Origin of the sequence: Propioniciclava tarda, from assembly GCF_900182665.1 — a bacterium.
Taxonomy (GTDB): Bacteria; Actinomycetota; Actinomycetes; order Propionibacteriales; family Propionibacteriaceae; genus Propioniciclava; species Propioniciclava tarda.
The window spans coordinates 243,788-262,139 of record NZ_FXTL01000001.1; the positions used below are offsets into that span (position 1 = coordinate 243,788).

An 18,352-nucleotide genomic window follows, 5' to 3' on the forward strand; every position below is an offset into this window, starting at 1 on the left:
CGTTGATGAATAGGGTGTCCCAATGCAGACAGGTGACTTGGGGGATCATCGCCGTCAGCGGACCGCCGGTGAGTCCGTCAGGTCTGTGGGTGCCTGCTCTGAGCATGGCAGGCCACCTCGGCGAACATCACCGTGCGTGCCTGAAGGTCGGCGCCTGAGCCAAGGGGCCTGGCTGTCTTTACCTCACACGACAAGCATCGATGCCCCGAGCGGAGCGTCGATACAGCAGTGGAAGAAGAGCAGCCGTTAGGCGGCCGGGGCGACGGCGACCAGGTTGAGGTCACCGCGGAGGCGCCCAGCCTTCAGGATCGTGAACTGGATCAACATCATCGGAACCACCACCTTTCGGTCTCATCGTCGCGCGCAATGCGCATGCGAGGAATCTAGGACTGCCACGGCCGCGTTGTCAAATGGTTTGGGCGGTCGTAGAAAAGAGCATTCCAGTGGCGCTGCGGCGAATAGGCGGAGCATCGATATCGAGGACTTACTCGGCCAGGGCTCTTCTCGGGGGCCGATTCCCGGCAACGCCGCCACTCGGATCCCGGACGCGACCCCGCGCACCAACCGCGATCACGGGCGCTCTCAACTCAACCCATGGGTAGGCCAGCAACGCCGCGTGCGGCGCGAGCACGTGGACCCGGATCCGCGAAAGGCCCGCACGACCTACGATCGGGACCCATGTCCTTCGCCACCGCCCGCGCCCACCTCGCCGCCCACGGGCTAGCCGATCGCGTTGTCGAGTTCGACGTCTCCAGCGCGACGGTCGAGTTGGCCGCGGCGGCCGTGGGCTGCCCGCCCGAGCGCATAGCTAAGACGCTGGCGTTCGAGGTCGACGGCGGACCCATCCTCATCGTCTTCGCTGGCGACGCTCGCGTCGACAACCGCGGATTCAAGGACCAGTTCGCCGCCAAGCCCCGCATGATCGCCGGGGATCGCGTTGAGTCTCTCGTCGGTCACGCGCCCGGCGGCGTCTGCCCGTTCGGCGCCGCCGACGGCGTCCCCGTCTACCTGGACGCCTCGCTACGCCGCTTCGACGTCGTCTATCCGGCGGCCGGCAGCGCCAACAGTGCGGTCCGGCTCACGATCGACGAACTTCTGGACGCCTCCGGTGCGGTCGGCTGGGTGGACGTCTCTCAGCGGCCCTCTCTCTAGGGCTTCGACGAGCTCAGCCATCGGCTTCGACGAGCTCAGCCACCCTTCCCTGAGCCTGTCGAAGGGTGTGCCCGGGGTGAGTTGGGGCTTCGCTGCTCAGCGGACGCGTCGGCGTCCAAGGGTCAGGAACCGCGGCAACCGGGGACCGGCCTTCCGAGGCGCATCCCCGCGGGGGACGAGATCGCGGAAGACGTCCTCGGCGTCGAGGTCGAGCCCGTGATCCGGACCCTTCGGCGACGACGACGGCGCCGCGCGCAGCCGCCGGATCTCGCGGGACGCCATCCGGGACGCCTGCACCCGATCGCGCAGCGGCAGGTCGAGCCGCGATTGGATCGACACCACCAACTGCGTCTCCACCCGCCTCAGGAACCCCCGGTAGGGACGCTGCCACTCCAGCCACAGGCCCTCGTCCCAGATGAAGTGCCGGATGATGTTGACCGCGCGCAGGTAGTCCCGGACGTTCTTTCCCTGGAAGTTCCCGGTGATCCCGCCCTTCCGGAAGCAGTAGTAGTACAGCGGCTTGTGCGTGACAGCCACCCGCTCGGCGCGCGCCAGGATCTGCGCGACCGTCGCCACGTCCTCGTAGTAGATGGACGGAAACGCGATCGCCCCGTCGACGAAGAGCTGCCGCCGATAGAGCTTGTTCCACGCAAAAGTCGGAATGGTCAGCAGGTCGAGCGCGCGGCGTCCGGCCTGCTCGCCGGTGAGGCTGCGGTGCGCCGTCATCAGCGGGAACGGAATCTTCACCCCGGACGGCAGCTCGAAGAAAAAGTTGCAGATCACCACGTCCGCGCCCCGGCGCCGCGTCAGCCGGATCATGCGTGACACGTAGTCAGGGGCCACATAGTCGTCGGAATCGATGAAGCAGACGAACTCGCCCGTCGCCGCCGCGACCCCGACGTTGCGGGCCGCGCCGAGGCCCGCGTTCTCTTGGAAGATCAGCTTGAGCCGCTCGTCCCGGGACGCGTAGTCGCGCATGATGTCGCCGCAGCCGTCCGGGGAGCCATCGTTCACGACGATGATCTCGAGCGGCCGGTAGCTCTGGTTGACGATCGAGTCGAGGCAGCGGGGGAGGTACTCCTCCACCTTGTACACGGGCACGACGATGCTCACCAGCGGTCGTCGCGCAGCAGCCTCCACGGGCGTCACGCTACTGGACTCCGCTGCGCGCCGCCGGTACCCCTCGACCGCGCCGCCGTCCCCGCGGCCCGGACGGTCCCGGCGACGTCACGATTCCGTCGGGCCTTCCTCCTCCGCTGCCCGCCTGATCCGCTCGATCAGCGCGAGCGTCGCGCGCGTCCGCGCTTGATCGGACGCCGCAGGCGCGCCCCCGCTCGTGGCGAGTTCGCCGGACGCCGCCAACGACGCGAACCGCCGCAGGGAGTAGGTGATGTTGTCGGGCTCCTTCTCGGGACGCTCGTCGAGCCGCCGCCCGTCGCGGTACTCGACCGTGAGCGTGCGCAGTTCGGTGACGTGGTCGAACCGCAGAGTGCCGTCCTCGCCTTCGATGATGCCGCCCTCGCCGCCTGAGCTCACCTTCGACCACGACAGCTCGGCCACCAGTCCCGGGTAGGACGCGAGCGCCGCCCCGGCTCCGTCCGCGCCGGTGGCGATCGGCACTAGACAAGCGGAGACGCGCGTCGGCGTCCCGAACAACTGGGTCACCAGGTGGGCGACGTAGACCCCGATGTCGGCCAGCGCGCCGCCGCCCAGGGCGGGGTCGAAGATGTTGACGGGGCGTCCGGCGAGCACGTCGTCGTAGCGCGACGAGCGCTGCGACAGCCCCACCGCCACCCGCCGAATCGGCCCGAGAGTCGGCAGCAGCTCGGCGATCCGAGCGAGCACCGGATCGCGATCGATCCGCATGTTCTCCAGCAGCACGATTCCCCGCACGGACGCCCGTTGACAGGCCTCGTCCCAGTCGGACGCCGTCTCGACGGCTGGCTTCTCGACGAGCACGTGCTTGCCGGCGTCCAGCGCGGCTCGGATCTGGCCTGCGTGCACCGCGTTCGGCGTCGCCACGTAGACGGCCTCGATGCGCGGATCGGCGAGGACGGCGTCCAACGTCGACGCGTCCAGACCCAGCTCGGACGCCAGCGACGCCGCGCGGGCGGCGTCCCGGCTGGCGACGGTGGTGAACCGCAGCCCGTCGACCCCGCGGGCGGCGGCGATGGTGCGGCGGGTGATGGCGCTGGTCCCGAGCGCGGCAACGGTGATCATGGGGCTCCTCCGGGTGGTGAACCAACCTACGCGACCGCGCGCTTCGGACGCGCGGACGTGACCAGGGGGCTTTGGTGCGGAGGCGGGGCGTCCGCGGCGCCTGCCTCGGACGCGCGCAGGCGGCGCCCAACCTCCACGATGATCAACCGGACTCCTCCGTCGGTTGAGCCGCCGAGGCGGTGGCTGAGCCTGTCGAAGCCTTGGCGATCTTGCTTCGGCAAGCTCAGCCGGCGTGACACCAGCCCTCCACCCAGCGCGGTGGCGCCGCCAGACGAAACGGTGGTTGAGCAGCTGAAACCGGTGGTTTGGCAGACGAAACGGCGCCCCTGGGAGAGCCAGGGGCGCCGTTCGCGTGGAGAGTTGAGATTAGCGCCGGCCGCCCTCGGTGATGGTCTGCAGATCGGTGCTCACGTCGTACATGACCTTGGTGCCGTCGGCCTTGGTGCCGAGGGCGTCGTAGGAGCCGTCGGGATCCTTGCGGACGTCGCTGATGGTAACGCCGGCGTTCTTGGCGACCACGGCGTCCTTCACCTTGGTGGCCTCGTCCCCGGTCACGGGGGTGTCCTGGGACGCCCCACCCGGGCCCCCCTTGCCACCGTGACCACCGGGGCCACCCTGGCCGCCCGCGTTCTCGGTGATGGTGCCGAGGTCGGCGCTCACGTCGTACATGACCTTGGTGCCGTCGGCCTTGGTGCCGAGGGCGTCGTAGGAGCCGTCGGGATCCTTCCGGACCTCGCTGATGGTGACGCCGGCGTTCTTGGCGACCACGGCGTCCGTGACCTTCTTCGCCTCGTCGCCGGTCACGGCGGTGTCAGCGGACTGACCCTTCGGGCCCCGCTGGGTGCCGTCCTGGGCGCCCTTGGCCTTGTCCTGGCCCGGCTGCGCCGTGGTGGACGTGGTGGGAGCCGCGGTCGGCGTGGCGGTCGGGTCGGCGAACGCATTGGTGCCCAGCGCGACGGCGCCTGCGGTGGCGAGCCCGGCGACGGCGAGGCCTGCCAGGACACTCGTCTTCGTGAAAGACATCGTTTCTCCTTGTGGCTGCCAGCGCTGTTCGCCGGCGTCTGACCACTAGGTAAGGGCGCCGACCTGTCAAAGACCTATGCGTTACCTCGGAGCCCGGCACGAATCACCTGAGCCGTCGTCAGCCCTGCGGCGGCCTCTGCGGGCGTCCGGACGCCGCAGCCGCAGCCGCTGCCGCGCGGGTCAGCCACGACGGCACGTCGCCGTAGCGCTGCGGCGGGATCAACTGCCCGGCGGCGGACGACTCCAGCAGCTGGGTGAAGCGCCGCCCGCGGGTCTCGTCGCGCTTGGCCTGGGCGATCCACGCGGACGCGATCGTCCAGGCGCTGCGAGGTCGAGTCGATCCAGCCCCAGCGCAAGGCCACAGGCACGGCGTCCGCCCAGGTCAGGCCGTGGCCGACGTGCTTCTTGTTCAGGCCCATCCAGAGCACCGTCTCGGTGGCGTAGTGCTCGGCCAGCCAGGCGTCGAAGTCGGACGCGTCGTCGAAGAACAGCGCCGGACGATCCTCCGTCCCGCCCCACCGTGCCGCCATGGCGAGACCTTAACCCAGCCGGACGCCGACGTGCGCGTCGGCGTCCGGCTGGGAAGAAGCGATGGCGACGATCAGGCGCCGAACCATTCGTTGATCTTGGACTTGAGCGCCTGGTCGAAGGTGGCCTTGTCGTGGTGCTCGCGGATCCAGGAGGTGAAGTGGCCGCCGCCGACAGCCTCGTCGACCTTGTCGGACGCGAGCTGCGGGTTGGTGACCGCCTCGTAGAGCATGGCCTCGGCCTCGGCGTTGCTGCCGTAGAGGTAGGGGTAGCCCTCCGGGACCAGGCGCAGCGCCCACGGACGGTTCGGCAAGATACCGATCGCGCCCGCGCGCATGGCCTCGACGTACTCGAGCCCGTACGCCTCTTCGGTCGCGGTGGCGACGAAGGCGGTGGTGCGCGAAAGCTCGGTCCAGTAGTCGTCGGCCGAGGCGCGCAGCGGCGACACCGTCGACCAACGCTCGGTGGCCAGCTTCATGGCCGCGCTGCTGGTCAGGTGGGACGGGGCGAGGCGCGCCACGACCCGGATCGGCACCCGCTTCGCCACGGCCGCGACGATCTTGTAGAACTCGCCGGGCTGCTTGCGCTCCTCCATGGTGATGGCGGGGTACAGCACGATCGGCTCGGACAGGTCGGAGTGGTTGACCGGACGCGACGCGTCGATGCCCAGCTCGGAGTACGCGATCACCGCGCGGTTCGACAGCGACGGGATGGCCCACCGCGACACGACCTCGCGCACCTCGGCGGCGACGCGCTCGCCCGAGCAGAACGTCGGGAAGAACGAGTAGGCCAGCCCCATCGCGGCGTAGTTCACCGGGTGGTGGTAGGCGGACGGGTTGATCCACTGGAAGTTCATGATCTTGGGCTCGGCGCCCCCGCGGTGCAGCCGCTGGAAGACGCCCACGGAGTCGAGGACGTCCATGTTGATGACGACGGTGTTCTCGGGGTCGATCTGGTCGAGCGTGACGACGTCGAACTCCGGAACGCGCTGGCTCTCGCGTCCGACGACGACGGATCCGGGGTAGAGCTCGAGCACGCGGCGCGCCATCGTGGCCTGCCCGCTCTCGGTGGTGGCGTGGCCGTCCGCGCCGATCATGGGGGCGGTCGTGAGGGCCCCGTACTTGACTGCGACCTGCATCTGAAAACTCCTCGCTGAGTTCGCTGTTCGTGTGTCGTTGGAAAATGTACGCCCATCGCGCGGACTTCACCCGGCCCCCGAGGGATTCGCCGGGATTTCTGGTGGGACCCACCAGATGGCCGGCGTTGACGCCGCGGATCAGTCGCCCAGGGACGCGATCCAGGTCTCCTCGAGAGCCTCGACATGGGCGATGAGGCGGGTAAGCAGCTCGGACGCCGTTTCGCTGGAGAGCAGGTCCAGGTGGTCGAGCGGGCCGATCGGCGCGATGCCGGCGAGCCGCCAGGCCAGCGCCGTCCCCTCGCCCGGCAGCTGCACGCCGGGGTTCCAGTCGGTGTTCTCGAACTCGGACGTCCGAGCGAGTCCCCTGCGAACCACCTTGTCCGCGCGGGACAGCAGCGGCGCATCGGCGTCCGACCAGGCGGGGCTGGGCAGGCGCTCGACCTCGGCGCGCGGGTAGGGATCGTCCGGGAGCCAGCGCGTCACGCGGAAGCGGTCGGTGCCGCGGGCCAGCACCTGCAGCCAGGACGCCGCCCGCTGCAGGTCGGCGATCTGCGCGACGGTGCCGAGGTCGAAGCGGGCGTCCCCGCCGCCCACCTCGTGGCCGCGCTCGATCAGGACCACGCCGAACTCGCGCTCACCGGCCAGGACGTCGCGCATCAGCTCCAGGTAGCGCGGCTCGAAGACCCGCAGTGCCAGCGGCATCCCGGGCAGCAGCACCGATCCCAGCGGGAAGATCGGCAGCGCGCTCATGGTCCGAGCATGGCAGGTGCTGTCAACGGGCGCCGCCCAGTACCCACCCTGGATCGCCGCGCGGGCCGCCCTTGCCCGGGCGCTCGTTGGGTTGCCGCGGGCGACTAGTAGGTTGGGCGTCCATGCAGGTGGTTTCGTCTCCGAGGCGCTTTCTGATCGCCGGGGTGGCCGTGGTCATGGCCGCGCTGATCGCGGTCGTCACGTGGTGGGCGATCGGCCGCGGCAAGATGGCGGCGATGTTCGCCGCCGGACCGATCTGCATCGCCTTCCTCGCCGTCGTGGTCGTGCGCGCGCTGCGCACCCGCGTCGAGTGGGACGCCGACGGCGGCCGGTATCACGGCCTGGTCCGGACGCGCGCCTGGTCGTGGAGTGAGGTCCGGTTCGTCGGACGCCAGTCGACCTACGCCTTCGGCTCGACCGGCTCGACGCCCGAACTCACGTTGCGCGGCGGACGCCACCTCGTCTTGGTGGGCCTGTCGGATCCGCGCCATCCGGACGCCGAGGACGCCGCGATCGGACGCCTCCGCGCCGCCGCGGACGCCTACAAGGCGACCCATCCCTCGGCCGCCGAGCAGCTCGTGGCCATGCTCACCGACGAACCGGCGCCCGCGGCGTCCGATCAGGAGAAGACCGACTAAGGAAGAGCTGACCAGGCGGTAAACCGTTGGCTGAGCCTGCCGAAGCCCCTGAAGGTGGCGGCTTCGACAAACGCAGCGATCGAGGTCGGTGCTCCCCGACGGCCTCAGTGCCGCACGACGAGGGACAACAGGGCTCCGACCAGGGCGAACACCACGGCCATCACGGCGACGAAGCCGATCATGCCGATGCCCGTCTTGCGTGACGCGCGGGGGATGGCCAGCCGGATCGCGGTCACGGCCCACGCCACGACGACCAGGACCCAGGCCCACCCGACGAGTCCGCCGAAGCCCTCGCCGAGCGTCATGACCAGCGACAGGGCGATGTAGAAGCCCATGGAGTAGACGGCGCCCATCAGCCACGATCCGCCGAGCTCGGACGGATCGCCAACGGGCCGGGACGCGGTGGGCGACATCATCGGACCATTGTGGGGCACGAAGCACGGGTGCGTTGTCGCGTCGGGTGCTCGATACTGGGCAGAAGAAGCAGGTCAGACCCGAGCAGCGTTGCCCGCAGCAAGGAGCGCCCATGATGGTCGCGCAGCAGATCACGGTTCGCCGGCACGCGGCCGGCGACGAGCCCCGGATGCAGGACCTGGCCCAGTCCATCCTGGCGGAACTGCCCGACCGCCAGGCTGCCGCCCGGTTGCTCGCCGACTCACCCGACTCGTTGCCCACGATCATGGTCGCCACCGCCGGCGGCGTCCGGGATCTCGTGGGGGCCGCCGGACGCCGCGAGAACCGCGTCGAGTTCGTCGGCGTCCTGGGCGATTGGCGGCGCGACGGCGTCGGACGCCGCCTGTTGTCCGCGCTGGCCGAGGACGCCGCCATGCGCGGCTTCCACGCCCTGTGGCTCGAGTGCCCCGAGGACGCCGTCGCGTTTTTTGAGGCCTGTGGCTTCGAGCAGTCCGGGCGTCGACCCGGGCACCACCTCGTGACGCTGAGGCGTCCGTGCTGAACCCGGAATAGACCAGCTGAAGGAGTGGACATGCACATTGCCGGAAACGTCTTCGTCGTCACGGGAGCGGGCAACGGGATCGCCCGTGAGGTGACGCTGCAACTGCTGCGCAAGGGGGCGCGGGTTGCCGCGGTCGACCTGAGCGAGCCCGCGCTCGCCGAGACGGCCGCCCTGGCGGGAACCACCGCCGCGCGGCTCACCACCCACGTCCTGAGCGTCGCGGACCGGGCCGCCGTCGAGGCCTTGCCGGACGCCGTCGTCGCCGCCCACGGACGCGTCGACGGCCTGTTGAACATCGCCGGGATCATCCAGCGCTTCGTCCACGTCGAGGACCTGTCGGTCGAAGAGATCGAGAAGGTCATGGCCGTGAACTTCTGGGGAACGCTCTACTTCTGCAAGGCGTTCCTGCCCGCGCTGAAGCTGCGTCCGGCGGCCAGCATCGTGAACGTGTCGAGCATGGGTGGGCTGGTCCCGGTGCCGGGGCAGGGCGCCTACGGGGCGTCCAAGGCGGCGGTGAAGCTGCTCACCGAGACGCTGTACGCCGAGCTGCAGGGCTCGAAGGTCGCCGTGACGGTCGTCTTCCCTGGCGGCATCGGCACCGACATCACGAAGAACTCGGGCGTGGAGGTGCCGGGCATGGCCGAGGCGGGCGGCAAGGCGCCCAAGGTCACGCCGGTCGACGAGGCCGGACGCCAGATCGTCGAGGCGATCGAGAAGGGCACGTTCCGGGTGCTCATCGGGTCCGACGTCCGCACGATCGATGCCATCGCGCGCGTGTCGCCACGCCGGGCGATCCTGCTGATCGCCGACCAGATGAAGAAGCTGCTGGGGTAGTCGCCCTTGGGCTCGGACGCCCGCGACTCGGGCTAGGCGTCCGGGGAGTTGTCCCAGTTCCGCGGATCGAAGGTCCGGTCGCGACGCTCCAGCATGTCTCGGGTGAGTGGTTCGCCGGACGCCTTCGGCGCGGCCGGCCTCGGGGCCGGTGCGCTAGGCGGCGGGGCAGCAGGGGAACTGTCGGCCACGGCGTCCCAAGGTTTGAGTTCGGTGATCCGGCTGCGGTCGAGCAGCATGTCGCGGTTCAACGTGGACGCCGAGGCGTCCGGGCTCTCCGGCGGGGTCGAGGTGACGGACCGGACCGGACGAGTCAGGACGCTCGCTGCGCCCGGATCGGCCGGCGGCAGCACCCACTCGTCCTCGACGGGCTTCGGCTGGCGGCGTTGCCACCACCACCAGCCCAGGCCACCGGCGGCGAACAGCAGGATCAGCAGAATCGGGTCCATGAGCAGCCTCTCGACGAGGGCCACGTTACGCGGTGGCGCCGGGGAAGTGGACGGTGCTCGATGGAGGAGGGTCGATTTGGGGTGCGGGTCGTCCGGCCGAGCAGAGGGACGCTGGCTGAGCTCGTCGAAGCTCTCCGAGGGGCGGCCGTTCGACCCTTCGACGGGGTCAGGGATCTCGGCAGGGGGATCATCGCGGCCGACGCACCGCGCACAGACGCCCAGGCGTTCGTGGGGGTGGGTCCGCGTGTGTCGCGGTACTGGCCCGCGCCGGGAAGACGCACCGTTCCGGGGAGGGAGTGGCGCCTCGGACCGGTCCGTGTCAGGCCTGCGTCACTGGGAAGCGCTCCCCCCTGCGCTTCCCAGTGCGACGCACCGGCCGACACTGGCGACACAGCGTCTCTGGCCCACCGCTGCATCCCCCGAAGACGGTAGTGAGAAGCACATCGGCGGAGGATCCGTGCCAGTACGGATCCACCCCGTCGCCCGCCGCGGCGAGGGTGAACCGACGCGCCAGGGGCCGCCGCGAGGCGTCCCGGCTGGGTGGCGTCCGTGGAAAGGGGGGTCAGCACGATCCCGACGCGCCACAATGCACCCGTGAAGCGCACGCCGACCCTGGCCGCCGGGGGGTCCAAAGGCTGGCTGACCGCGCTCCTCATCGTCACCTCCGCCGTGGGGATCGCGATCCCGCTCGTCGTCGCGGTGCTGTTCGACCCGTTCTGGCTGATCTCGGCGGCGACCACGATGGTGCTAGCCATCTCGGGCTTTCTCCTGGTGCGCATCGCGGAGCAGCGCACCACCGGCTACCTGCTGATGGGTGCGGCGTCCACGGCGAACCTCGTCCAGCTGAACTTCTGGAAGCCGGTGAGCGGCTACTTCGCCGAGGTCGCCTTCATCACCTACTGGCTGCCGTTGCCTCTGTTGGCGTTGGCGTTCCTCACCTATCCAGAAGGCGGCATCGGAGGCCGCCAGACCCGCCTGTTCATGGTGGTGGCCTGGATCTGGGCGATCGTTCCGCATCTGGCTGCGGCCATGATGCAGATCGGACACGGCGTCGCACCGTCGGAGGCGTGGTTCGGCCTCGTCGACTGGCCCGAGGGCTTCGACGTGATGGTGTGTGTCGGAGCGTGGGGCAGCGTCGTCATGGGGGTCGGCGCCACCATGATCAGCGTGGTGCGGTGGGTCGGAGCCCGCGGCTCTGCGAAGGCCTTGATCCGGTTCATGAGCGCGGCAACTGTGGTGCTGGCCTGGGGAGTCACGGCCCGTGAGATCAGCGGGCTGCTCTTCAGAGCCGGACGCATCGAGCGCGCCAGCTGGGACCGCATCGGCGATGTCCACCAGCTGTTCATGATGGCGTCGGTGTTCACCGTGGGGTTCACCGTCTATCGCTCCTTCGCGCGCAGCGCGCACCTGACCGAGCACGTCCTGTCGACGGCCGGTGATCCGCTGGCGCTCCAGGACATGCTCCGCAACGAACTGATCGACCCGAGCGTCGAACTGCTCTTCCGGGTCGACGGCGAGTGGATGAACGTCAGCGGGACGCCGTCGACGCCGCCGACCGGCCCGGATCGCGACGTCGTCGAACTGGCGTCCACCGACGGACGTCCAGCTGTTGTCGCGTCCCTGGATCCGTTGGATCGGCTCGATCCGGTGCGCCGGCGGGTGGCACTGTCGGCGGCGGGCATGGCGCTCAACGCGGCCGCTGTGACGGTGGAACGGGACGCCTACGTGGCCGAGCTCGCGGCGTCCCGGACGCGCATCACCGCGGCGGGCGAGGCCCAGCGCCGAGAGCTGGAGCGGATGCTGCACGACGGCATTCAGCAGTCGTTGCTGGCGACCACGGCCACCCTGTCGCGGGCCAAGCTCGCCGGCGGTGCGGGGGACTCCGGGCAGGTCGCGGCGTCCATCGACCAAGCCACGACCCAACTCCTGGACGCCTTGGCAGACCTACGCCAGGTCGCCCGCGGGATCTACCCGGCGGCGCTCGCCGAGTCCGGCCTCGTCGGGGGAGCCCAGAGCCTCGCCGATCGGTGGCCCGGGCTAGTGCTCGACATCCGGGGGCCCGAACAGGGCTTCGACAACATGGGCCCGGATCAGGCGTCCGTCCTGTATTTCGCCTTGTCGGAGGGGCTATCCAACGCCCACAAGTACGGCAAGGCGCCCGTCAGGCTCGTCTTGTCACAGGACCGGGACACCGTGACGGGCGAGGTCCACGACTCGGGGCCAGGCGGTGCCGTGCTGGAGCCCGGCGGCGGGCTCGCGGGGCTCCGCGACCGCGTCCGGGCGCTGGGCGGCCGCTTTGACCTGTCGAGCCCCGCCGGTGGGCCGACCGTGTTCTCGGTGACGCTGCCGCGCGTCTGAGTCTGGGCCGGCGCAAGGGTCGAGGCACGTGCCGGTTGCGGATGTGCGTTCTGAGATCCTGCATCGGGTCGCCCGCAGAGCCCGGACGAGCCTGTGGGGCGATTCGCGTCCGCTGGCTGCCCAGACCACCACCCGATGCGGACGGTTCAGGTCCTGGCCCAGCGCGCTCGCTGAGCGGGGTATCAACCTCGGCCCCGCCGGCGCACACCGCGGCGGCGGTCGTGTCGTGGGGCCGATCAGAGCGCGTGCTGGCCCTGCACGAAGGCGAGCGCAGCGAGGACGCGACGGTGGGCGTCCGGCGATTCTGGAATGCCGAGCGTGCGCAGAATGGACGCCACGTGCGACTCGATCGTGCGGACGGACGTGCCGAGCGTGCGCGCGATCGCGGCGTTGGAGCGGCCCTCGGCGATGCCCGAGAGCACCTCGATCTCGCGCTCCGTCAGCCCGGACAGCTGGCCCGGTCGCTGATCGCTGACGACGCCGTGCACGATCGCGGAGTCAATCGCAATGCCGCCCGAGGCGACGATCTCGATGGCCTCGACGAGCCGTTCGACGTCGGCCACGCGGTCCTTGATGAGGTAGCCGATGCCCTGGGGAATGCGGTCGGTGATGCGGCGCACCCAGGCCGGCTCGGCGTAGGTCGACAGCAGCAGGATGCCGACGCCCGCGTTCTGCTTGCGGGTCGCGACCGCGGCCTGGACCCCCTCGTCGGTGAAGGTCGGCGGCAGGCGGACGTCGAGCACGACGGCGTCCGGACGATTCAGCACGATCGCCGCGCCGAGTCCTTCGGTGGACGCCAGCGCTTCGACGACCTCGACGCCGGCCGCGTTCAGGAGCGCGACGAGACCCTCGCGGAAGATCCCCGAGTCATCCACGACCACCACGCGCAACGTGCCCACCGCGTACCCCCTCGTCAGCGCCTGGCTCAGACGCTACCGGACGATGGCGCCGGGTGGGTGGGGACCGACCTCGACGACCGCGGGGTCACAGCTGGCGGCTTTGGTAGCGCCTGGCGATGCCTAGTCCGCCACTGATGAGCCCCCTCGTCAGGCGCCCACGTACGACGCCAGGTGCTGGCCGGTGAGCGTGGACCGGGCTTTCACGAGATCTGCGGGCGTGCCCTCGAAGACGATGCGTCCGCCGTCGTGGCCAGCGCCCGGGCCGAGGTCGATGATCCAATCGGCATGTGCCATCACAGCCTGGTGATGCTCAACGACGATCACGCTCTTGCCGGAGTCGACCAGGCGATCCAGCAGGCCGAGCAACTGCTCGACGTCGGCCAGGTGCAGGCCCGCCGTGGGCTCGTCCAGCACGTAGATCCCACCCTGGGCGGCCATCTGCGTGGCGAGCTTCAGCCGCTGCCGCTCGCCACCCGACAAAGTGTTCAGCGGCTGGCCGAGGGTGATGTAGCCCAGGCCGACGTCGCTGAGGCGTCCCAGAATCGCGGACGCCGCCGGCACCTTGGACGCCCCCGCGCCGAAGAACTCGTGAGCCTCGGCCACGCTCATCGCGAAGACGTCGGTGATGCTCTTGCCGTTGAGCTTGTACTCGAGGACGGACGCCTGGAAGCGCTTGCCTTCGCACTCCTCGCAGCGGGTCTGGACGCTCTCGATGAAGCTCAGGTCCGTGGTGATGACGCCGGCGCCGTTGCACGCCGGGCAGGCGCCCTCGGAGTTGGCGGAGAAAAGGGCGGGCTTGACGCCGTTTGCCTTGGCAAAGGCGGTCCGGATCGAGTCGAGCATGCCCGTGTAGGTGGCCGGGTTGCTGCGCGAGGAGCCCTTGATGGCGCCCTGATCGATCGACACAACGCCCGCGGATCCGGGCAGCGAGCCGTGCACCAGCGAGCTCTTGCCCGAGCCCGCCACGCCGGTGACGACGACAAGCACGCCGAGCGGGATGTCGACGTCCACATCGACGAGATTGTTCGTGGACGCCCCGCGCACCCCCAAGGTGCCGGTCGGCGTCCGGACCTCGGACTTGAGCCGTGAGCGGTCGTCGAAGTGGCGACCGGTCAACGTGTCGGACGCCCGCAGGTCCGCGACCGAGCCCTCGAAGCAGATCTGGCCGCCGTGGGTGCCGGCGCCCGGGCCGAGGTCGACGACGTGGTCGGCGATCGCGATGACCTCGGGCTTGTGCTCGACGACCAGCACGGTGTTGCCCTTGTCGCGCAGGCTGAGCAGCAGGTCGTTCATGCGAGCGATGTCGTGCGGATGCAGCCCGATCGTCGGCTCGTCGAAGACGTAGGTGACATCGGTCAGGGACGATCCGAGGTGGCGGATCATCTTCGTTCGCTGGGCCTCGCCGCCCGACAGGGTGCCCGCCGGACGGCTCAGGCTCAGGTAGCCCAGGCCGATCTCGACGAAGGAGTCCAGCAGGGCCGACAGGTTCGCCAGCAGCGGACCCGCCTCGGGGGCGTCCAAGGTCTTGACCCAGGCCGCGAGATCGGAGATCTGCATGGCGCAGGCGTCCGCGATGGAGACGCCGTCGATGCGGGCGGTGCGGGCGCCCTCGGCCAGCCGCGTGCCCTGGCACTCAGGGCAGGTCTGGAAGGTGGCGAGCTTCTCGACGAACGCGCGGATGTGCGGCTGCAGCGACTCGGCGTCCTTGGAGAGCATCGACTTGGTGATCTTCGGGACGAGTCCCTCGTAGGTGACGTTGATCGTCTCGATCTTGACCTTGGTGGGCGCCTTGTAGAGGAAGTCGTCCAGCTGGCGGGGGGTGAAGGTGCGAATGGGCTGGTCAGCGGGGTAGAAGCCGGACTGGGCGAAGGCGCGCACCATCCAGCCGTCGGCGGTGTAACCGGGCACCTTGATGGCGCCGTCCAGCAGCGAGAGGTTCTCGTCGTAGAGCTGCGTGAGGTCGATGTCGGACACCGATCCGCGGCCCTCGCAGCGCGGACACATGCCGCCGACCACGGTGTAGGTCTTGGCGGTCTTCTCTTCGCGTCCGGCCTTGGCGACCTTGATCATGCCCGAGCCGGTCACCGACGGGACGTTGAACGAGAACGCCTGCGGGGACCCGATGTGCGGGACGGCCAGCTTGCTGAACAGGACGCGGAGCATCGCGTTGGCGTCCGTCGCGGTGCCGACGGTCGAGCGGACGTTGGCGCCCATCCGCTCCTGGTCGACGATGATCGCGGTGGTGATGCCTTCGAGGTGGTCGACGTCCGGACGCGCCAGGTTCGGCATGAACCCCTGCACGAACGCCGGGTAGGTCTCGTTGATCATCCGCTGGGACTCGGCGGCGATCGTCGCGAACACCAGCGAGCTCTTGCCCGAGCCCGAGACGCCCGTGAACACCGTGAGGCGCCGCTTGGGCAGCTCGACGCTGACGTCTTTGAGGTTGTTCTCCCGGGCTCCCTGCACGCGGATCATGTCGTGACGGTCGGCGGGCAGTCTGGACGCCGCGGCGTCCGGCGTGCTGAGGGTCACGATGCCTCCGGGCTAGAACGATCGGACGACGCTAAGCGCGGGAGGCGTCCGGCGCAACTCTTGCGAGGAGCGGTGACGTCGCCCGACCTCGACGGTCTTCTTGGCGGAGCGCCGGAATCCAGCCGGTCGGGAGAGGCCATCGTCAGAATGGGTCCATAGAACGCAACTCCACGGATGCCGAGATGGACGCCCAACTGCAGGGGGTGCCGGCCCGGATTGCCTGCGCCTGATCGCGACGCTGACCCGCAAGGAGCGGTTCAACGAGGGCACGTGGATCTGGGCCGCCGAGTCGGGGCTCCTCCAGGCCTTGCTACGCCGCCTGCTGGACCTGTACGCCTGAGCGCCGCGTCCCGAGGTGGACGCCGACGGCGCCGATCGCGGCGCAGGCGGTGCCCGCGGCGAGCAGGGCCGGGACGCCCGCGGCGTCCAGGAGGTAGCCGCCGCCGACCCCTGCGACGACGTTGCCGAGGGTGATCGTGATCGTCATGTAGGCCTGCCCGCGGGCGCGTTCGGCGCGGGGCAGCAGCCGATCGACGTAATACACCGAGGCCGGCAGGAACAGTGCGAAGGCCACCAGCTGTAGCGCCTGTGACACGAAGAACACCGCGAGGTTCGGGGCGAGCCAGGCGAGGAGCGCCTTGACCGTGAAGCCGATCGACGCGACGCGGAGCAATGTCGCGGGCGTCCAGCGGCGGCTGAGCTGCTTGAAGAAGATCATCGGGATGATCTCGATCAGGGCGGTCAGCGTGAACGCGAGCCCCATGGTCGACGCGTCCCCGCCCAGCGGACGCAGCACCTGGAACAGGAACCCGGCGATCGCGGCCTGGCTGGCGAAGAGTCCGGTGGCCCCGGCGACGAGCACGATGAAGGCCCGGCGTGCGGCGGCGTCCAGGGGCGGCGGGTCCGGCAGCGCATCGGACGCGTCGGCGTCCGATCTGGATCTGGCGCTGAAGACGAACGTCAGCGCCGCGATGATGACGAGTCCCTGGACGGCGGCGAGCAGCAGGACGATGGCGTCCGGGCCGGCGGACGCGACCGCCACACCGGTGAGCGTCGACATGATCGCGAACGAGATCGAGCCGAACGCGCGGGCCTTGCCGAAGTCGACCGGGACGCCGCTGTCGGCCGCAGCCATGCCCATCGCGTTGACCAGAGGCATCATCGCTTGCAGGGTGGCCTGGAGAAGCCCGAACAGGATGCCGTCGCGCAGCGGGGACGCCCCCGGCAGCAGCAGCGCGCCGCCGGCCGCGGCGAGCACCACGGCCAGCGCGGCGACCCACACGCGCAGCGGCACGCGCGACCGGTCGGCCAGGCCCGCGATGACCGGCTGCAGCACCGCGGACAGGATTCCGGACGCCGACGCGACGAGTCCGATCTGGGTGTTCGTGAGACCGCGGGCCAGCAGGAAGACGCTCGCGAACGCCATCAACAGGCAGAAGGACGCCCAGAAGGCCGCGTTCAACGCGGCGTAGCGCAGGGTGGGTGCGCTCAGCGCCGGCGGTCTCACCGGGTCAGTGTGTCAGGAGGGGCCGACGGGACCTTGAGGCGCCGTAGGGCGGGCGTGCCAGATCCCATGGACGATGGGCGACACGCCCGTGAAACTCGGCGCGGTGTGCATCGACGCTGGGATTCGGTGCCGAACTCTCGGTCGGGACCCAGCCGCCCCTTCCCGGGTCAAGCCCGCGATACGGTCGAGTTCGGGCGCCTCAGTCGCCGAGCCCTGTGCCGAGGTCGCGCGCGGTCTGGACCCAGGCGTGGTCGACCGGGACGAGGTTGGTGAAGCCGGCCACCTTGTCGAGCGGCACCGGCGCGGTGCCCTCCCCGCGCGAGGCGACCATGATGCCGAAGTCGCCCTGGTCGATGTGCCAGGCCGCCGCGGCCCCGATGCGCGAGCCCAGCAGCCGATCGGCCGCGCACGGCGTCCCGCCGCGCTGGACGTAGCCCAGGATCGTCACCCGCGACTCCAGCCCGGTCGCGGCCTCCAGCTCCCGGGCCAGCTTGAACGTGTGCTCACGTTGGCCGTCGATCACGTGGGCCAGGTGGGCGCGCGCGGCCGCCTTCGCCTCGGGGGTCTTCGCGGACGCCACCAGCGCCTGCGCCGCCGAGACCGCGGCGGCGTCCGAGACATCCCGGGCGCCCTCGGCGACCGCCACCACCGAGAAGTTGGAGCCCTTGTCGCGGCGCGCGTTGATGGTCGCCGCCACCGACTCGACCGTGTAGGGAATCTCCGGCAGCAGGATGATGTCGGCGCCGCCCGCGATGCCCGCGCCGAGCGTGAGCCAGCCGGCGCGGTGCCCCATCAGCTCGACCAGCAGAATCCGGTGGTGGCTGTGCGCCGTCGAGTGCAGCCGGTCGATCGCCTCGGTCGCGATCTCGAGAGCGGTCGAGAAGCCGAAGGTGTTGTCGGTCTGGGCGACGTCCTTGTCGATGGTCTTCGGCAGGTGAATGACGTTGAGGCCGGCGTCCGCGAGGCGCTTGGCGTTCTTCGCCGTCCCACCGCCGCCCAGCATCACCAGGCAGTCGAGGTTGTTGCGCGCGTAGACCTCGCCGATCGCCGGGATCATGTCGCGGACCTCCCCGTCCACGACCATGCGTTGCACCTTGTCGCGGCTAGTTCCGAGGATCGTCCCGCCGGCCGTCAGGATGCCCGACAGTGCGGACGCCGTCAGCTCGATCGTGTTGTTGGTCGCCAGCCCGCGGATGCCGTCCCGGAAGCCGACGAGTTCCATGCCGAAGCGTCCGATCGCGGCCTTACCCAGCCCACGGATCGCCGCGTTCAGTCCGGGGGAGTCCCCCCCTGCCGTCAGGACGCCGACGCGCTTCGCCATGGACTCCTCCTCAGGATCAACGCCATGACTCTAGCCGTGGCCGACGTCACG

18 protein-coding genes are annotated in these 18,352 nt (G+C 70.0%); 6 read left to right on the top strand and 12 right to left on the bottom strand.

Going from position 1 to position 18,352, the window contains the following annotated elements:
- The first annotated feature begins 678 nt into the window (after positions 1-678).
- Positions 679-1,152, top strand: a complete 474-nt coding sequence (locus tag FN821_RS01145) for a YbaK/EbsC family protein (protein ID WP_131170712.1) — start codon at positions 679-681, stop codon at positions 1,150-1,152.
- A gap of 96 nt (positions 1,153-1,248) precedes the next feature.
- Here FN821_RS01145 and FN821_RS01150 read toward each other — a convergent pair whose 3' ends face one another.
- The 6 genes from FN821_RS01150 to FN821_RS01175 all read right to left on the bottom strand — a co-directional run bounded on the left by FN821_RS01150 (position 1,249) and on the right by FN821_RS01175 (position 6,811).
- On the bottom strand, positions 1,249-2,292 hold the full coding sequence (locus tag FN821_RS01150) for a glycosyltransferase family 2 protein (protein ID WP_165489183.1): 1,044 nt from the start codon (positions 2,290-2,292) through the stop codon (positions 1,249-1,251).
- 87 nt (positions 2,293-2,379) lie between these two features.
- Positions 2,380-3,372: a Gfo/Idh/MocA family protein gene (locus FN821_RS01155; protein ID WP_131170714.1), complete on the bottom strand. Its 993-nt coding sequence runs from the start codon at positions 3,370-3,372 to the stop codon at positions 2,380-2,382.
- A 366-nt stretch (positions 3,373-3,738) separates the two neighbouring features.
- Positions 3,739-4,395, bottom strand: a complete 657-nt coding sequence (locus tag FN821_RS01160) for a hypothetical protein (RefSeq protein ID WP_131170715.1) — start codon at positions 4,393-4,395, stop codon at positions 3,739-3,741.
- Positions 4,396-4,469: 74 nt separating this feature from the next.
- Positions 4,470-4,925 (bottom strand): YdeI/OmpD-associated family protein, encoded by a 456-nt coding sequence (locus tag FN821_RS01165; protein WP_206661938.1) that lies wholly within the window; start codon positions 4,923-4,925, stop codon positions 4,470-4,472.
- Positions 4,926-4,996: 71 nt separating this feature from the next.
- Positions 4,997-6,061 carry a glycosyltransferase family 1 protein gene (locus tag FN821_RS01170; protein ID WP_131170716.1) on the bottom strand — a complete coding sequence of 355 codons (1,065 nt, stop codon included), beginning with the start codon at positions 6,059-6,061 and terminating at the stop codon, positions 4,997-4,999.
- 138 nt (positions 6,062-6,199) lie between these two features.
- Positions 6,200-6,811, bottom strand: coding sequence for an LON peptidase substrate-binding domain-containing protein (locus FN821_RS01175; protein ID WP_131170717.1), 612 nt, complete (start codon positions 6,809-6,811; stop codon positions 6,200-6,202).
- A gap of 122 nt (positions 6,812-6,933) precedes the next feature.
- Here FN821_RS01175 and FN821_RS01180 point away from each other — a divergent pair, with 122 nt between their 5' ends.
- Positions 6,934-7,449 (top strand): hypothetical protein, encoded by a 516-nt coding sequence (locus FN821_RS01180; protein ID WP_131170718.1) that lies wholly within the window; start codon positions 6,934-6,936, stop codon positions 7,447-7,449.
- 104 nt (positions 7,450-7,553) lie between these two features.
- Here FN821_RS01180 and FN821_RS01185 read toward each other — a convergent pair whose 3' ends face one another.
- Entirely contained in the window at positions 7,554-7,865 is a 312-nt protein-coding gene (locus FN821_RS01185; protein WP_131170719.1) for a hypothetical protein, read from the bottom strand.
- A gap of 110 nt (positions 7,866-7,975) precedes the next feature.
- Here FN821_RS01185 and FN821_RS01190 point away from each other — a divergent pair, with 110 nt between their 5' ends.
- Together FN821_RS01190 and FN821_RS01195 are read left to right on the top strand one after the other, a co-directional pair.
- Entirely contained in the window at positions 7,976-8,404 is a 429-nt protein-coding gene (locus FN821_RS01190; protein ID WP_131170720.1) for a GNAT family N-acetyltransferase, read from the top strand.
- A 30-nt stretch (positions 8,405-8,434) separates the two neighbouring features.
- Positions 8,435-9,238 (top strand): SDR family NAD(P)-dependent oxidoreductase, encoded by an 804-nt coding sequence (locus FN821_RS01195; RefSeq protein ID WP_131170721.1) that lies wholly within the window; start codon positions 8,435-8,437, stop codon positions 9,236-9,238.
- 32 nt (positions 9,239-9,270) lie between these two features.
- Here the strand turns inward: FN821_RS01195 and FN821_RS01200 are convergent, their stop codons facing one another.
- Entirely contained in the window at positions 9,271-9,684 is a 414-nt protein-coding gene (locus FN821_RS01200) for a hypothetical protein (protein ID WP_131170722.1), read from the bottom strand.
- A gap of 594 nt (positions 9,685-10,278) precedes the next feature.
- Between FN821_RS01200 and FN821_RS01205 the strand changes: the two genes are divergently transcribed.
- Positions 10,279-12,042 (top strand): sensor histidine kinase, encoded by a 1,764-nt coding sequence (locus FN821_RS01205; RefSeq protein ID WP_131170723.1) that lies wholly within the window; start codon positions 10,279-10,281, stop codon positions 12,040-12,042.
- A gap of 236 nt (positions 12,043-12,278) precedes the next feature.
- Here the strand turns inward: FN821_RS01205 and FN821_RS01210 are convergent, their stop codons facing one another.
- Both FN821_RS01210 and FN821_RS01215 read right to left on the bottom strand, forming a co-directional pair.
- Positions 12,279-12,941, bottom strand: a complete 663-nt coding sequence (locus FN821_RS01210) for a LuxR C-terminal-related transcriptional regulator (RefSeq protein ID WP_131170724.1) — start codon at positions 12,939-12,941, stop codon at positions 12,279-12,281.
- A gap of 147 nt (positions 12,942-13,088) precedes the next feature.
- On the bottom strand, positions 13,089-15,416 hold the full coding sequence (locus tag FN821_RS01215) for an ATP-binding cassette domain-containing protein (protein WP_131170865.1): 2,328 nt from the start codon (positions 15,414-15,416) through the stop codon (positions 13,089-13,091).
- 157 nt (positions 15,417-15,573) lie between these two features.
- Between FN821_RS01215 and FN821_RS14985 the strand changes: the two genes are divergently transcribed.
- The gene (locus tag FN821_RS14985) at positions 15,574-15,813 is read left to right on the top strand and encodes a DUF6508 domain-containing protein (protein WP_221929102.1); all 240 of its coding nucleotides are present in this window, start codon (positions 15,574-15,576) and stop codon (positions 15,811-15,813) included.
- Here FN821_RS14985 and FN821_RS01220 read toward each other — a convergent pair.
- Together FN821_RS01220 and FN821_RS01225 are read right to left on the bottom strand one after the other, a co-directional pair.
- Positions 15,784-16,980, bottom strand: a complete 1,197-nt coding sequence (locus tag FN821_RS01220) for an MFS transporter (RefSeq protein WP_131170725.1) — start codon at positions 16,978-16,980, stop codon at positions 15,784-15,786. The genes FN821_RS14985 and FN821_RS01220 overlap by 30 nt on opposite strands.
- A gap of 199 nt (positions 16,981-17,179) precedes the next feature.
- Positions 17,180-18,301: a 6-phosphofructokinase gene (locus FN821_RS01225; RefSeq protein WP_131170726.1), complete on the bottom strand. Its 1,122-nt coding sequence runs from the start codon at positions 18,299-18,301 to the stop codon at positions 17,180-17,182.
- Positions 18,302-18,352: the final 51 nt, after the last annotated feature.